Origin of the sequence: Pseudomonas baetica (genome assembly GCF_051216495.1) — a bacterium.
Taxonomy (GTDB): domain Bacteria; phylum Pseudomonadota; class Gammaproteobacteria; order Pseudomonadales; family Pseudomonadaceae; genus Aquipseudomonas; species Aquipseudomonas baetica_B.
On sequence record NZ_JBPKAM010000078.1, the window covers coordinates 1 to 14,909 of the forward strand.

The window sequence follows — 14,909 nt, forward strand, 5'->3', positions numbered from 1 at the left end:
GGCGTAGTGTCAGGCGATGATTTATCGACAGATACACCGCTTTCGCGAGCAGGCTCGCTCCCACAAGGTGATTGGTTGCGCCAGGCAATCAATGCCCGCGCAACCACTCGATAAACAGCGCAAACAACTCCGACTGCGACCCCACTTCCAGCTTCAGGTACAGGTTCTTGCGGTGCATGCGCACGGTTTCCGGGGAGATGTTCATCTGGCTCGCGGTGGATTTCACCGAGTGCCCCCGCAGGACCATATGCGCCACTTCCCGCTCGCGTTCGGTGAGCAAATCACTGCCGAAATGCTCGAACGCCGATTGCACCCGGTGTTTGAGGTCATCGCGCAGGCCCTGGTCACTGTCGCACTGGATCTCGCTGTTGCGCAGCAGGCCACGTCGGCTGAACTCGCTGACGAACTCGCGTACCAGCGGCTCGACAGCGCGCAACAGGTTCAATTGATCGACCCGCAGGCATTCACCGCCGAAGCCTTGGAACAGGCTGACGGAAATCTTCGTGTCGTTGCCCGTATCGACGATGTAGTAACTGTCTTCGGAACAGTTCGCCTTCAGGTAATAAGTCTTGTAGTAGTCGCTGTCGAAAAAGTTATCCGGCGCGATTTCCTCCAGGTGATAGAAGCCCTGCGCCAACCCCTGCTCCACCGCGAAGCAGAACGGGTCGAGCAGATAGCCCCCGGAAAAATAGCGGTCGAGAATCGAGACCTGATACTCCTCGGCGATCCCGCGCTGATGCAGCAATTGCGGCGGACGATCCTTGCGCTCCAGGCTGATCATCATCGATTCGATGGACACCAGTTGCGCCAACGCCGACGCCAGATACTTCAGGGCGTCGGGCTCGTCGATATGAGCGAATGCCTCGCGCATTCCCCCATGCCATTTGTGCAATGCCCCGAAGGGCATCGCGATCAGCGTTTCGTCGTTTGGTCTGCTCATGGCCCGCAGTCTAGCGGGTGAACAGGGCCTTGGTAAAAGCCTGACGGATGAAGTCATTGGCCGGCGTACTGGCCGCTCGCTTGAAGCTCGGCCGCCACTTCCAGAATGCACTCGCGCAGGATCTCGACGATCTCGTCCACCTGTGCATAAGTCAGGATCAGCGGCGGCGACATGACATTGAGGTGCATGATCGGCCGCACCAGCAGTCCTTTGGCCTGGGCTCGCGAATGGATTTTCTCGCCGATGTTGATCTCGTCGGCGAACAACGCTTTGGTGCGCTTGTCGGCGACGAATTCCACACAGGCCATCAGTTTCAGACAGCGTACATCGCCCACCAGCGGCAAATCCCGCAGCGTGGCCAGGCGCTGCTCCAGATAACCGCCGACATCGTCGACATGGGCCAGCAGGTTTTCCCGCTCGATGATCTCGATGTTCTTCAGTGCCGCCGTGCAACACACCGGATGGCCGCTGTAGGTAAAGCCATGGGTGAAGCAGCGGCCCGTGCCCGGTTCGGCAATCACCTTCCAGATGCGATCGGAAAAGATGCAGGCACCCAGCGGCAGATAGGCCGAGGTCAGGCCCTTGGCGGTGGTGATGATGTCGGGCTGCACATCGAACACGTCCTTTGACGCGAAGAACTTGCCCAGGCGTCCGAACGAAGTCACCACTTCGTCGGCGACAAACAGGATGTCGTAGCGCTGGCAAACCTCCCACATGCGCTTGAGGTAGCCCTTGGGCGGAATGATCACCCCGCCCGAGCCCATCACCGGCTCGGCGAAGAACCCGGCGACCTTGTCCGCACCTATCGACAGGATCTTGTCTTCGAATTCCTTGACCAGGAATTCGAGAAACTGCGCCTCGTCCATACCCTCCGGGGCGCGGTAAGGGTTAGGGTTGGACACGTGGTGGATCAGCGGGTGGGTGTAATCGAATTCCGGCACCCGGTCAGCGGCTTTGTTGCCGATCGACATGGTCAGCGTGGTCGAGCCGTGATACGCATTGAAACGGGCGATAACGTGCTTCTTCTCCGTCTTGCCACGGCAGTTCTGGTAGTACTGGATCAGGCGATAGGCGGTGTCGACCGCGGTGGAACCGCCGGTGGTCAGGAACACATGATCCAGGTCGCCGGGCGCCAGGCTGGCGAGTTTTTCACACAACTGGATCGCCACGTTGTTCGACATGTCGCAAAACGGATTCGAATAAGCCAGCTGCCGTACCTGATCGGCGATGGCCTGGGCCATTTCCTCGCGACCCAAGCCGATGTTGGTGCACCACATGCCACCTACGGCGTCGAGAAAGCGGTTGCCCTGGGTGTCGTAGATGTACGTGCCTTCGCCCGCGACGATGTTCAGGGAGCCCTGTTCGGCATGCTCGTCGAACATGTGGTAGCCGTGCATGTGGTGGGCCTTGTCGGCCTTGACCAGTGCGGCTTCTTCAGCCTGCGAGAAGACTTTCTTGATTGGGGTAGCCATACACAAACCTCAAACTGAACAAATGAACGATCAAATCCCGCTCTTCACCGTGCTCCAGACCCGCGTAATGGCGCGCATGTCTTTGGCGTCCTGGGTTTTCTGCGGGAACAGCCGTTGACGGATGCTTTCATCGGGGTAAATCGCCGGGTTATTGCGCACGCTGGCGTTGAGCAGCGGCGTGGCCGCCGCGTTGCTGTTGGCGTAGTTGATGTAATCGCTCACATCGGCCATCACCTGCGGCTGCATCAGGTACTCGAGAAACTTGTGGGCGTTGGCCACGTGGGGCGCGTCGGCCGGGATGTACATGTTGTCGAACCAGATCAGCGAGCCTTCCTTGGGAATGAAATAGGCCAGGTTGATCTGCTTCTTCGCCTCTTCGGCGCGGGCCATGGCGGTGGCGTAGTCGCCGGACCAGGTCATGGCCATGCACACGTCGCCGTTGGGCAGGCTGGTCAGGTAATTGACCGAGTCGAACTTGCGGATGTACGGTCGCACCGACAGCAGCAGTTCCTGGGCAGCCTTGAGGTCCGCCGGTGCTGCGCTGCGCGGGTCGCGACCGAGGTACTTCAAGGCCATGGGAATGACTTCGGTAGGCGCATCGAGCAGGGTGACGCCGCAGTCGGCAAATTTGGAGACGATCTTCGGATCGAAAATCATCGCCAGCGAACCGATCGGCGCATCCGGCATGCGTTCCTTGATCTTGTCGACGTTATAGGTGACGCCGTTGCTGCCCCAAGTGTAGGGCGCAGAATAGGTCGTACCCGGGTCATACCCCTGCAGATCCTGCAAGACTTTCGGGTCGAGATTGCTCCAGCCCGGCAGCAGTTTTTTATCCAGCGGTTGGAACACCTTGGCCTGGATCAGGGGTGGTGCGAGGGAAGCATTTAAGACAATCAGGTCATAACCGGAGTGACCGGTCAGCAGTTTGGCCTGCACCGTTTCATAGGCGTCGAAGGTGTCATAGATGACCTTGATGCCGGTGTCTTTCTCGAAATTCGCCAGGTTTTTTTCCCCGATGTAATCCGCCCAGTTGTAGAGCCGCAGCGTTTTGCTGTCGTCCACCTCGGCGGCGTAAGCGTGCAGGGTCAGCGGTACAACAAACAGACTGGAAATCACCTTAAGCAGTGTCTTGCCCATAGCAAATGCACCTTATCAAGCGAGTCCGGCTCTGGATGAGCGGTGAAACTACTATTGGGCGAATCACCGGTCGGCACCATACCCCGAATGGGTGTGTCGACTCGGTTTGCCGCGGCATATGGCAAAAAACATCAGGCCGGTTGACCCGTTTTGTCATAGCTGCGGGGTTTGCCTGCCGCTTAAAGTGGCCGCCGAATAGACTCTGCGGGCGCAAGCCATGACCGACCTGATCCAGCAAGAACAACGCGATGGCGTGCTGACGCTGACCATCGACCGCCCGGACAAGCTCAACGCCCTGACCAACGCCATGTACACGCGCCTGGCCGACCTGCTTTTCTCGGCCAACGAGGACGACGCGGTGCGAGTGGTGATCCTGACCGGTGGTCCGAACTGCTTTACCAGCGGCAACGACCTGGTGGACTTTCTGCAGGAGCCGCCCACTCATCTGGACAGCCCGGCCTTCCGCCTGATGCGCGCCGTGACCCATCTGCAAAAACCGCTGATTGCCGCCGTGTGTGGCGCGGCGATCGGCATCGGCACCACCCTGCTGCTGCATTGCGATCAGGTACTGGTGACCCGCAACGCCAAGCTGCGCATGCCGTTCGTCAATCTGGGCTTGTGCCCCGAGTTCGGCGCCAGCCTGCTGTTGCCGCGCCTGCTCGGTCAGGCCCGCGCCGCGCGTCTGCTGCTGTTGGGCGAAGGCTTGAACGGTAGCGAGGCTGTGGCGTGGGGGCTGGCCAACGAAGCCTTCGACGACGCAGAGCTATGCCTGGTCGCCGCTCAGCAAATCGCCCAGCGTTTTCTGGCAATGCCTCAGGAGTCCTTGCGCCAATCCCGGCAACTGATGAAGCAGGCCGGCATGGCCGAACTGCAAGCCACCCTGCGCGAAGAGAACCAGTTATTCATTCAGCGCCTGAACAGCACTGAAGCCAAAACCGCCTTGAACGCACTGCTCAATCGCAGTACAGATAAGTAAATCCCGAAAGGAAAACCGTCATGAACACTCCGGAAATCTACGTAGTCAGCGCCGCCCGTACCGCCATCGGTTCCTTCGGCGGTTCGCTCAAGGACGTGCCACTGGCCGACCTGGCAACCACAGCGGTCAAGGCCGCGCTGGACCGCGCCGCCGTGGACCCGGCCCTCGTTGGCCATCTGGTGATGGGCAACGTGATCCCCACCGAATGCCGCGATGCCTACATCTCCCGCGTTGCCGCGATGAACGCCGGCATCCCGAAGGAAACCCCGGCCTACAACGTCAACCGCCTGTGCGGTTCCGGCCTGCAAGCCATCGTCAGCGCCGCGCAAACCCTGCTGCTGGGCGATGCCGACATCGCCATCGGCGCCGGTGCCGAGTCCATGAGCCGCGGTCCGTACCTGCTGCCATCGGCCCGTTGGGGTTCACGCATGGGCAACGTCCAGGCCGTCGACTACATGCTCGGCATCCTGCATGACCCGTTCCAGAACTTCCACATGGGCATCACCGCCGAGAACGTCGCCGCACGCAACGGCATCACCCGCGAAATGCAGGACGCCCTGGCCTTCGAAGACCAGAAACGCGCCGCCCATGCGATTGCCAACGGCTACTTCGCCGAGCAGATTGCCACCGTTGAAATCCAGGATCGCAAAGGCACCAAGCTGTTCAATGTCGATGAACACCCTCGCGCCACCACCCTGGAACAGCTGGCGTCGATGAAGCCCGCGTTCAAGAAAGACGGTTCGGTCACCGCCGGCAACGCCTCCGGTCTCAATGACGGTGCCGCGGCACTGGTCATGGCCACCGGCAACGCGGTCCAGGTCAACAACCTGCGCCCCCTCGCCCGCCTGGTCAGCTACGCCCACGCTGGTCTCGAACCGGAACTGATGGGCCTGGGCCCGGTCCCGGCCACCCGCATCGCCCTCAAGCGTGCCGGCCTGACCGTGGCTGACATGGACGTGATCGAAGCCAACATCGCCTTCGCCGCACAGGCCTGTGCGGTCAGCCAGGAACTCGACCTCGACCCGGCCAAGGTCAACCCGAACGGCTCGGGCATCGCCCTGGGTCACCCGGTGGGCGCGACTGGCGCAATCATCGCCACCAAGGCCATCCACGAACTGCATCGCACCGGTGGCCGTTATGCGCTGGTGACCATGTGCATTGGTGGTGGTCAGGGGATTGCGGCGATTTTTGAGCGGGCTTGATAGCTCTGTCACTGGGGGGCTCTTAACCGCGTGCATATCCATTGCTGCGGTTAAGGCCACTTAGGGTTCCGCCCTTACGGCGGGTCACTTGGAAAAACGGAACGCCGCCCGGCCCTAAGTAACCAAGGGCTCTTGCCCCTTTCGTTCGGTGCCTCGCTGTGGCTCGGCATGCCCTCCTTCCGGTCCTGCTCCGTGGGCCCGCCGCCATCGGCCATCCATGGCCGGGGGCGGCTAAACCGGCATCCATGCCGGTTTGCCCACTACACAGAACCTCCACTCGGCCTCTCGAGGGGGCGTGTACCGCAACAGCCAAAGCAAAAGCGAGGCGGCCTGATAGCCGACCTGGCTTTCGCAGAAGTTCCCCCAATCCCCTGTGGGAGCTGGCTTGCCAGCGATGGCGGCCTTACAGCCGACCAATCACTCACGGATATGTCCCTGATCCAATTGTGGGAGCGAGCCTGCTCGCGAAGAGGGAGTGTCAGTCAACATTTATGCTGAATGGCAAACCGCCTTCGCGAGCAGGCTCGCTCCCACAGTTGGGCTTTTATCAGATACGAGACTCGCTTTTATCCCCATAAAAAAACGGGCAAACGAGGTGCGGCTCGTCTGCCCGCAAAAACGGGAAACCTCTATAAAAATGGTGTGAAGCGTCAGCTACCCAGCGGCACCAGTCGCGGCCCCTTGCGCGCCACCTGCTGACCCGGTTCGAAATGCACATTGGGCGAGCGCACAGTGCTGATTTCACCTTGGGCATCCTTCACTTCATACGCCGTGTCCGAGAGATCGGCGCCTTGCTGAATCGAACCGCCAGCAAAGAACCCGGCAACGGCACCGACCAATGCACCAGCAGGCCCACCCACTGCGCCCACCATCAAACCGGTCAGAACGCCGTAACCTTTACCGGCGGTGGTATCCGGCACTTCACGCACGACTTGGTCGGCCATGCACAGGGGTGAAAACAACAGGCAGAGCGAGAAACCGAGGGGAATGGAGCGAGACATGGCAAATTCCTTCTTCGAGTCAATGCCATAAGCCACTCACTAAACGCGCCAAAAATTAAATTGATAATTTTCAGTAACTTGAAATTATCGATGTCACAAAGACCGAGAAAATAATAGTCAAAACGACGCAAAAGAAGTCGTTTTGACTCTACGTTATGGCCTTTATAAACCTTCGCCTCGACACCTCAATGCCTTCAAAAGTCGCCCCCCCTTCAGCAGCCCGTAAAAATTCATACAGCCCTTCGACCAATTATCCGGACGCGTCCTACACGCCTACCGGAATCATCTGATTCCAACCTTCGCAATCTTCGAGAAAGCTGTCGTGCGCACAGGAACGAGGCTGATAACGCAGCCTCCCCATAGGCCCCATCTTTCTTCGGCTGCCCGAAGCATTCACCTCGAAAGATCAAGAACTATCGCACTGCGTTTAATTGCGATAACGGCTGTTTCAACCACAAACATATTCAAGGAATGATATGAACGACTACCTGCACCGTACAGACACGCTCAACCCATTCAAAACCATTACCGTTGCGGGCAAACAAAAGCGTTACTGGATCGAATTTCAGTTGCTGGACGAACAGGGCGAGCCGTTGGCCAACATGCCCTGGCGGGCAGTGAATCAGGCCACTCGAGACGGATTTGCCGATGAATATGTTGGCGTGAGCGATGCCCAAGGGGTGATCCGTATCGACGATCTGTATCCGTTGGCCATCACCCTGAAGATCGAGGCCGATCCACTGGCCGAGCTACTGCAGACTCGTCGCCTGCGTGCCGAACGGGCCGAACCGCGCCGACCGGGTTTGGGTGACCGTACTCCGCTGTATGGTCCGCAGCGTTCGGGTTTTTCGCCGATCGAGAAACAGGCGCTTGCGGACGGTCATGGTTATCACTATCTGCGGATTGGGCAGTTGTGCGATCGACAACCGAATTTCAAGCCCGAGTTGACGGACCCCAATCAGCTCCCGGCTTTCCATTTTCCTGATTCGAGTTTCAATGGTTTCACCATCAGTGATGACCAATTGGATCGACGCCATGTGTTGGAGATTTGTCCGTTCCGCGCTTGGACGCTGGTGCTGCACCATCAGTCGGAGTACAGCCTGGCCAATGCTTATAACCTGGGGTTGATGAGCATTCTGGCTTACAGCAATCGGCCAGAAAAAGAGTTGGGATCGGTCAAGGAGCTTTTTGAGCAGCAATGCCTGGATTTATCACGCACACCTCGGGTTTGGGATAAAGGTCAGGCGTGGCCTTGTTTGGTGACGGATGTGCCTTTCAGTGATCGTTATACAACGGCCAAGGTATTGGATACCGCGAAGGCAGAACCGCCCGAAGGTGATACCCAGCTGTTTTACGCCGTTAGTGCATCGCAGGTGTTGGTCGCCTGGCGCGGCACAGAAATGAGTGGGCTGGCCGATTTACGCACAGATGCAACTTTTCGTCCGGTAAAACCAGAGGTCGTGGCTAATTGTGAGCCCAAGGTGCCCTGTGCTGATCTGGTGCCAGAAGGCAGTGTGCATCTAGGTTTTCGCGATGCATTCGAAATAGCTAGGAGGATTTACGCCTTAGATCTCGGGAAGACAATTTATGACGAAGCCCAATTAAAAGATCTCTATATATGTGGCCACAGCCTCGGCGGTGCACTCGCGCTCATTCACGCAACCTCACTGAAAGACCGCAATCCACTGCTGTACACCTACGGCATGCCACGCACCTTTACCCTCAAGGCCGTGCAGTCGCTGAGCGAGCTATGGCATTTCCGTCATGTCAATGACACCGATGTCGTTCCCCGCGTGCCACCCGAGGCGGCGCTGGACAATCATCTGTACGACCTCTATGGCCCAATGGGTACATTCCTGGGGTTCAGTTGGTCGACCCGTCAGGCGCTGGCTAGCGCGATGTTCCAACACGGTGACCCGTTCAGCCATCACGGCGAACTCGCCATGTTCTTCAGAGCCGAGCAGCACCAGGAACAGGGCATTACCCCATACCCCGCGTACCGCAAGCCCGATGGCGCGCCCTATCGCAGCACGATCAGCGTCCGCTTGCAGGAAAAGGCCAAGCTGTACCTGGTGCCCAGCCTCTGTGAGGCCGACGACAAGCGGGCCGAGCAGGCTCAGGGACGCCTGAACGCTTCGCTGTGCACCGAGAGCCGTGCCCGATTCTTTCCACGCCACAGTCATCCGGATCTGAACCGGCTACTGGGCATTGGCGATCACTTCATGTCGCAGTACCAACCTTACATCCACAACCAGTTGCTGGAGACCCTCAACCCTGCACGGGAGCCGCTGCTGGAGCGGCAGGTGCAACGGCGCAAGTTCGAACAACAGATGAAGGATCACTACGGCAGCACACCCGCGGATGAATACAGCCGCAATAGCGTGTTTCTGGAAATGCAGAAATTGATCGACCATGCCTTGAGCGTGACGCAGCAGGCCGAGGGTGGTGCCGAGGCGCTACAGCGCTTCAATGCCATCGCTGATCCAAAAGCCTATTACGAAAAAACCTTCGGTTAAGCCCATTCACAAGGCCAAGGACAAACGCATGTTCTACAGGACGCCCTTCGTTCTATTCGCACTGTTTTTTTGCCTGAGTGGGTGTGATCAGAATTACAGCCTGGCGCCGCCGGGTGACAGTGAAAAAATCACCGTGACCGTAAAACTGCCCAAGGAATTGAAAACCGAAACCATGTGGGTGATGTATCGCTCCTCCACCTGTAAACGTATCAGTCATGGAGCCAGTAGCCAACGTACTGAGCGGGATGGTCATCATTCCGTCTACAAAGAGTTTCAACGTCAGGGACAAAGCGATCTTTATCAAGTCGAGTTGCCAAAGGACGGAGGCGGTGCATGCAAATGGCATCTGGCTAATCTGACCTTTGGTGTGGTCTATGCCGATCCGACGCAGTTTGGCGAGAACGTGACCTATGGCGCTGGTGGCGGAGTGATCGTGATATTCGACCATAACAATTCGCCACAAGGCCCAGCGAATATCAAGGTCGACGGGGATTTAGTAATTAAGAAGGATTACTACCCTTGGGTAAGTGAGTCTTTTATCGGAGAGTATAAAAACGACATTAGTCTAATAACGGAGGGGAATGATTACTTCCTGAGCTATCAGGCATTAACGGCGCAACAAGTATATTTTGAGCCAATCTTGCATGCCGATATTCTTGTTCGATCAGAAGGGCCTAAAGTTAAGAAAAAGGGTAATTACGTAACTTTCACCTACCCTGATGACAGTGTCGAGTTCGTGGCCCGTGCCAAACCTGACTTCTTGAGACTACAAACCATCCGCACCGGCCGCGCCCGCGATTGTTTCGTCCCCGGGCGTTATGCGACATGCCCCGATCGTCGCCCTCAATTGCTGCCTGATTGGCTACCCGAACCCAACAAACCGGGCTACGGGCATTACGTCATCGTGGACGAATGGGGCAATGAACTTCGGGCATTTGCGTATCGACTGGTGGGTCAGGACGGCCAGATTTATCAGGGCAAGAGCAGCGTCAACGGGCGCACAGAACCATTGCCGGACAGCGCGCACCCGCTGCGCAAGGTCGAGTTCCCCGTTGATGTATGGTGACCTCGTATACGACGGCACCGGCTCTTGGGACGTGATCCAACTGCGCAATTCAACGATGGAAAAATCACAAGGAAGAACAAGGCATGACAAAAAAGGCAGTTATCGTTTTCAGCGGCGGACAAGACTCCACCACTTGCTTGATCCATGCGTTGCCGCACTACGATGAAATTCACTGTATTACCTTCGACTACGGCCAACGCCATCGCGCTGAAATCGAAGTGGCGCGACAGCTCTCCAAAGAGCTGGGCGTGGCGGTACACAAAGTGCTGGACACGTCACTGTTGAATGAACTGGCAATCAGCAGCCTGACCCGAGACAACATTCCAGTGCCAACCACCAACAGCTCTGGAGAGAAACTGCCAAGTACCTTTGTACCCGGCAGGAATATTCTGTTTTTAACCCTGGCATCTATTTATGCCTATCAAGTGCAAGCGCGGACAGTCATCACCGGCGTCTGTGAAACCGACTTTTCCGGTTACCCCGATTGCCGGGATCAATTCGTCAAAGCCCTGAACACTGCCATTGAGTCAGGAATGGACTACGCCTTGCACATCGAAACGCCACTGATGTGGCTGAACAAGTCCGAAACTTGGGCCCTCGCCGACCATTACAACCAGCTGGAATTTGTTCGCGATCACACGTTGACTTGCTACAACGGGATAAAGGGCAGCGGTTGCACGAACTGCGACGCTTGTAAGCTTCGCGCCAAAGGGCTGATTGAGTTTCTGGAGAACAAAGCAGAAATTATGAAAAACCTGAATGGAAAGATGAACTTGAGATAATTGATAGTCGTGAGGCATGAACCTATACCAATTGATTCATGCCCTGATCTCATGCTACTTGATTTACTGTTACGTACTTCCTGAACAATGACCTTGCACCGTAAGCGGGCAATACATTGAAAACGGCAAAGCACATTTTTATGACTATCTGAACATAGACTAGGGCCATGACATTAGCATATTCCATAGCCCAATAAAACGCGATAAAACAAAAAACAAGACTATCTATTATCACTGCAAAAAAGGTACTGAAAAACACTCGAAGAAACAGAAACCTTGAATTTGTAAGCTCCTTTATCCTACATAGCAAATAAGAGTTGATGTATTCCGAGCATAGGAAGGAAACGGATGATGCCAACAACACAGACGAAACATGATTAACCACCACCCCGTAGTACGCATCTACTTCCCAGCCAGGCAATCCCGGGAGATAGCTAGCACCAGCAAGTAAAACAATTACAAACGCATTACCTGCAAAAGCAAACAGGATCGCCCTTCTTGCGAGCCTAAAACCATAAAATTCGTTCAACAAATCAACGATTAGAAACGTCAGCGGATAAAGAAACAGACCGGGAGTGACAACAACATCAAGCATCTCCACATATACAACTTTCGCCGCAGCGACATTTGAAAAAACATACAGAGTGAAAAGCAGTAAATTCAGTGCAACGTAAACAATCCACGACTCTTCATGACGATCAGTGATCTCATAAGCCGTCACAGCAGTCCCGCGCGAATAAAACTTTTTATACACCTCTCTCAATTCAGCTCGATTTAGGTCATCAATCATTTCTCCTTTCAACAAATCTCCGAGCTTCACCTTCACAATTTTACCCGTAGAAATAACCATAACCACTGCAAGTCTTTTGTCATTCTCAAACCCTAACAGCTTGTACCTGCTATTCCCCCCATTCTTCTCGCTAGCCATTGAATCGTTCCTCAATTATCTCCCCAACGATACAGACGGTTTGAGAGTCGGGATCAACCTCACTAGCTATAAAGAGTTTTTTTGTTATTTTATCGAACAGTAATTTCTCGCCAGCGCCATTTGCCGCCCCCTTCTTCACGATTAACAAATCACCCGCCTCGTTACTTCCAACAATATCATTTTCTAAAAGTACACCTATCAAATTACTGGCAACACCAAAGTAATACGTCAGAGGACAAATAGTTACCAACTCACCAATTCGCTTATTTAAACTTTGAATCAACAGGTTCTCCGCAACAACCGGAACCGCCGCCGGATTCATATTCCCAAGTATTGAAACGCTACTTTCTATTATCTCTTTCTCTTCAAAATCCACACTTTCTATTTCGTTATAGGAAACCCCAAAAAAATCTGAAATCTTCCTGACTGTTGATTGCTGTACATTCACCACCCTTCCTTCAAGAATATTGTAAATCGTAGTTCGAGTTAAACCACTTGAACTGCACAAGGACAATTGTGTCTCACCACGACTTTTCATCAAATACTTAATATTCGACTTCAAGATCTCTGTTTTTTCTTTTTTATGCATCGCACCTACCCAACTACCCAACTACCCAACTACCCCCAATAACGCTACGCACGACAAACAAACGAAATAGATAAATATAAATATATATCCTACAGAAACAAACAAAACCTCCACCCAAGAAAAAAACCTTTAGCAAATATTTCAAAACCCACAACCACTGGAAATATCCTACGGAAATAGCGAAACCATCTAAATCTTAAGCAAAGCCAAAGAACAGTTGTTTAACCATGCACCACGACATCAGAAATTTCACACAAACCAAATAACACCAACAATTAATCATTTTATTTGGCGCATGTTTAATTATTTGATTAATCCAATAAATATACAAGCGAACAGCTTTACTAAACATTCAACTTACATGCAGTATTCACCAAGTCCAGTTAATAGCTTTAAATTTCTAATCATTAAACTTTGCAAGGAGCTCCAACATGGCCAAGACCACCCCGAACACCCAACAATCACCTGACCCTTCAATCGGTGAAGCCGTAGATTCCTCCAAACTCTCCGACATCACCGAACCCCTCGTCAGTGCGCGTCTGCGCCATCCGAATCGCCCCGATCCCGTGAGCCATGTCTTCACCATCATTCCAAACATCGACACCGAGTCCCTGCTCTGCCATGCCTGCGAAACCCTCGCCTCGTTGAATGTCATGGCTACCGATCTTGCATGTGAAGTGGAAGGCTCGCGTCGTAATGTGATGTTGGCCATTCAGCAACTGGCCGTGCTGGGCGAGTTGTTGGTCAATCGGGCACTGGATAATCTCGATCCGCCCGGAGGGTTGCCTGAGGCTCGGCCGTAACACAGCCGGCGGCTGCTGATGTTTGTGGGAGCGAGCCTGCTCGCGAAGGGGCCAAGTCAGTCAACATTGATATTGCATGACACTCCGCCTTCGCGAGCAGGCTCGCTCCCACATGGGAACCCTCCAGACACGTAAACCGGCCTTGATATTTTCCCCCCGCAACTAGTCGCTTTCCATCAATCCCCCCCTCTCCTCGCCCCCTAGATTAGGACCCACAACAAAGCCGACCCGTGCGGCGCCAGGCACCGAGGAGATTGTCCCCATGCAAAATATCCACACCCTCAAGTCACACAGTTCGATCGACGGCTGGGATCATCAGGACCCGGAAGAGGCCTTTACCCTGCCCTCGCGCTACTTCTACGACGAGACCCTGTTCAAGGCCGAGCGCGACAATATTTTCATGCATGCCTGGCATGTGGCCGGGCATGTCAGCGAGTTCGCCGAGCCGGGCCAGTACGTGGTGACGGATCTGTTCGACCAGAGCGTGGTGGTGGCGAAGAATCGTCAGGGGCAGATCCATGCGTTCCACAACGTTTGCCAGCATCGCGGCAATCGCCTGCTCGAAGAGCGTCGCGGCACCACCGGGGGTGTGGTGCGTTGCGCCTATCACTCCTGGTGCTACGAAATGGATGGCAGCCTGCGCAGCGCGCCCCGTTGCGAGAAGATGAAAAACTTCGAGCTGCAGCAGTTCAACATCCCGCAGATCCGCACCGAGGAAATGGGCGGTTTCATCTACTTCAACCTCGACCCGAAAGCGCCGTCGCTGCGTGATTTGTTCCCCGGTGCCGATGAGGAAATGCGTCGTGTGTTTCCGGACCTGGCCAATATGCGCCTGATCGAGGAGCAGGACGTGATCGTGCCGGCCAACTGGAAGGTGATCATGGACAACTCCATCGAGGGCTATCACTTCAAACTGTCGGGGCCGTGCCATATCGACCTGGCCAAACTCATCGACTTCAAGGGCTACCAGTTGACCAAACGCGACAACTGGTGGACCTACATCGCCCCGGCCAATCTCTCGGTGACCGAAGCTTACGGTGTGCCGCTGCGCAAGGATCTGAACCCGGACGAGTGCTTCTTCAACATCGGCATGTGGCCGAACAACACCTTCTACACCTTCCCGTTCTCGGAGTTCCTGGGCTCGTTCATCATGATTCCGCTGGACGCCGAACGTTCGCTGCTGCGCTTTGGTTACTACTCCAGCAACGCCGAGACCGCGAAGGTCAGCGAGCAGTGCATGAAGTGGATGAACGAGGACCTGGGGCCGGAAGACATTGCCTTGAACATCTCGGTGCAGAAAGGCCTGCGCTCGCTGGGCTATGACCAGGGTCGCTACATGATCGATGCCCAGCGCAGCAATGAGAGCGAGCATTTGGTGCATCACTTCCATCGGTTGGTGTTCAACGGGATTCATGGCGAGTCGTCGATCTGACCTGTGGGAGCGAGCCTGCTCGCGAAGAGGCCTTCACATTCAACATCCATGTTGACTGAAACACC

At 55.2% G+C, this 14,909-nt stretch carries 13 protein-coding genes; 7 read left to right on the forward strand and 6 right to left on the reverse strand.

Going from position 1 to position 14,909, the window contains the following annotated elements; all coding sequences use genetic code 11:
- Positions 1-88 precede the first annotated feature (88 nt).
- The 3 genes from ACSFE6_RS23080 to ACSFE6_RS23090 are packed head-to-tail and all read right to left on the reverse strand — an operon-like array spanning position 89 to position 3,549.
- Positions 89-997, reverse strand: coding sequence for a helix-turn-helix domain-containing protein (locus ACSFE6_RS23080; protein WP_435429745.1), 909 nt, complete (start codon positions 995-997; stop codon positions 89-91).
- Entirely contained in the window at positions 994-2,412 is a 1,419-nt protein-coding gene (locus tag ACSFE6_RS23085; protein WP_435429746.1) for an aminotransferase, read from the reverse strand. Before ACSFE6_RS23085 ends, ACSFE6_RS23080 begins: the two co-directional genes overlap by 4 nt.
- A 30-nt stretch (positions 2,413-2,442) precedes the next feature.
- On the reverse strand, positions 2,443-3,549 hold the full coding sequence (locus ACSFE6_RS23090; RefSeq protein ID WP_435429747.1) for a polyamine ABC transporter substrate-binding protein: 1,107 nt from the start codon (positions 3,547-3,549) through the stop codon (positions 2,443-2,445).
- A gap of 217 nt (positions 3,550-3,766) precedes the next feature.
- Between ACSFE6_RS23090 and ACSFE6_RS23095 the strand changes: the two genes are divergently transcribed.
- Positions 3,767-4,525 carry an enoyl-CoA hydratase-related protein gene (locus tag ACSFE6_RS23095; RefSeq protein WP_435429748.1) on the forward strand — a complete coding sequence of 253 codons (759 nt, stop codon included), beginning with the start codon at positions 3,767-3,769 and terminating at the stop codon, positions 4,523-4,525.
- A gap of 20 nt (positions 4,526-4,545) precedes the next feature.
- Entirely contained in the window at positions 4,546-5,727 is a 1,182-nt protein-coding gene (locus ACSFE6_RS23100) for an acetyl-CoA C-acyltransferase family protein (RefSeq protein WP_435429749.1), read from the forward strand.
- Between the two features lie 650 nt (positions 5,728-6,377).
- Here the strand turns inward: ACSFE6_RS23100 and ACSFE6_RS23105 are convergent.
- Positions 6,378-6,728 (reverse strand): hypothetical protein, encoded by a 351-nt coding sequence (locus tag ACSFE6_RS23105; RefSeq protein WP_435429750.1) that lies wholly within the window; start codon positions 6,726-6,728, stop codon positions 6,378-6,380.
- 476 nt (positions 6,729-7,204) lie between these two features.
- Here ACSFE6_RS23105 and ACSFE6_RS23110 point away from each other — a divergent pair, with 476 nt between their 5' ends.
- The 3 genes from ACSFE6_RS23110 (at position 7,205) to queC (ending at position 11,092) form a co-directional block, all read left to right on the forward strand.
- On the forward strand, positions 7,205-9,244 hold the full coding sequence (locus ACSFE6_RS23110; RefSeq protein WP_435429751.1) for a lipase family protein: 2,040 nt from the start codon (positions 7,205-7,207) through the stop codon (positions 9,242-9,244).
- A gap of 28 nt (positions 9,245-9,272) precedes the next feature.
- The gene (locus ACSFE6_RS23115; protein WP_435429752.1) at positions 9,273-10,310 is read left to right on the forward strand and encodes a hypothetical protein; all 1,038 of its coding nucleotides are present in this window, start codon (positions 9,273-9,275) and stop codon (positions 10,308-10,310) included.
- Between the two features lie 83 nt (positions 10,311-10,393).
- Positions 10,394-11,092, forward strand: coding sequence for a 7-cyano-7-deazaguanine synthase QueC (queC, locus tag ACSFE6_RS23120; protein ID WP_435429753.1), 699 nt, complete (start codon positions 10,394-10,396; stop codon positions 11,090-11,092).
- A gap of 49 nt (positions 11,093-11,141) precedes the next feature.
- Here queC and ACSFE6_RS23125 read toward each other — a convergent pair whose 3' ends face one another.
- Positions 11,142-12,020 (reverse strand): queuosine precursor transporter, encoded by an 879-nt coding sequence (locus ACSFE6_RS23125; RefSeq protein WP_435429754.1) that lies wholly within the window; start codon positions 12,018-12,020, stop codon positions 11,142-11,144.
- The gene (locus ACSFE6_RS23130) at positions 12,013-12,609 is read right to left on the reverse strand and encodes a helix-turn-helix transcriptional regulator (RefSeq protein WP_435429755.1); all 597 of its coding nucleotides are present in this window, start codon (positions 12,607-12,609) and stop codon (positions 12,013-12,015) included. The genes ACSFE6_RS23125 and ACSFE6_RS23130 overlap by 8 nt, the downstream gene beginning before the upstream one ends.
- A gap of 431 nt (positions 12,610-13,040) precedes the next feature.
- Here ACSFE6_RS23130 and ACSFE6_RS23135 point away from each other — a divergent pair, with 431 nt between their 5' ends.
- The gene (locus tag ACSFE6_RS23135; RefSeq protein ID WP_435429756.1) at positions 13,041-13,412 is read left to right on the forward strand and encodes a DUF6124 family protein; all 372 of its coding nucleotides are present in this window, start codon (positions 13,041-13,043) and stop codon (positions 13,410-13,412) included.
- A gap of 262 nt (positions 13,413-13,674) precedes the next feature.
- The gene (locus ACSFE6_RS23140; RefSeq protein ID WP_435429757.1) at positions 13,675-14,844 is read left to right on the forward strand and encodes an aromatic ring-hydroxylating oxygenase subunit alpha; all 1,170 of its coding nucleotides are present in this window, start codon (positions 13,675-13,677) and stop codon (positions 14,842-14,844) included.
- Positions 14,845-14,909: the final 65 nt, after the last annotated feature.

Coding starts and splice junctions, on each gene's coding strand:
- ACSFE6_RS23085 (WP_435429746.1), bottom strand. CDS start 2,412: ATGGCTACCCCAATCAAGAAAGTCTTCTCGCAGGCTGAAGAAGCCGCA.
- ACSFE6_RS23095 (WP_435429748.1), top strand. CDS start 3,767: ATGACCGACCTGATCCAGCAAGAACAACGCGATGGCGTGCTGACGCTG.
- ACSFE6_RS23140 (WP_435429757.1), top strand. CDS start 13,675: ATGCAAAATATCCACACCCTCAAGTCACACAGTTCGATCGACGGCTGG.
- queC (WP_435429753.1), top strand. CDS start 10,394: ATGACAAAAAAGGCAGTTATCGTTTTCAGCGGCGGACAAGACTCCACC.
- ACSFE6_RS23100 (WP_435429749.1), top strand. CDS start 4,546: ATGAACACTCCGGAAATCTACGTAGTCAGCGCCGCCCGTACCGCCATC.
- ACSFE6_RS23080 (WP_435429745.1), bottom strand. CDS start 997: ATGACTTCATCCGTCAGGCTTTTACCAAGGCCCTGTTCACCCGCTAGA.
- ACSFE6_RS23105 (WP_435429750.1), bottom strand. CDS start 6,728: ATGTCTCGCTCCATTCCCCTCGGTTTCTCGCTCTGCCTGTTGTTTTCA.
- ACSFE6_RS23090 (WP_435429747.1), bottom strand. CDS start 3,549: ATGGGCAAGACACTGCTTAAGGTGATTTCCAGTCTGTTTGTTGTACCG.
- ACSFE6_RS23130 (WP_435429755.1), bottom strand. CDS start 12,609: ATGCATAAAAAAGAAAAAACAGAGATCTTGAAGTCGAATATTAAGTAT.
- ACSFE6_RS23125 (WP_435429754.1), bottom strand. CDS start 12,020: ATGGCTAGCGAGAAGAATGGGGGGAATAGCAGGTACAAGCTGTTAGGG.
- ACSFE6_RS23110 (WP_435429751.1), top strand. CDS start 7,205: ATGAACGACTACCTGCACCGTACAGACACGCTCAACCCATTCAAAACC.
- ACSFE6_RS23115 (WP_435429752.1), top strand. CDS start 9,273: ATGTTCTACAGGACGCCCTTCGTTCTATTCGCACTGTTTTTTTGCCTG.
- ACSFE6_RS23135 (WP_435429756.1), top strand. CDS start 13,041: ATGGCCAAGACCACCCCGAACACCCAACAATCACCTGACCCTTCAATC.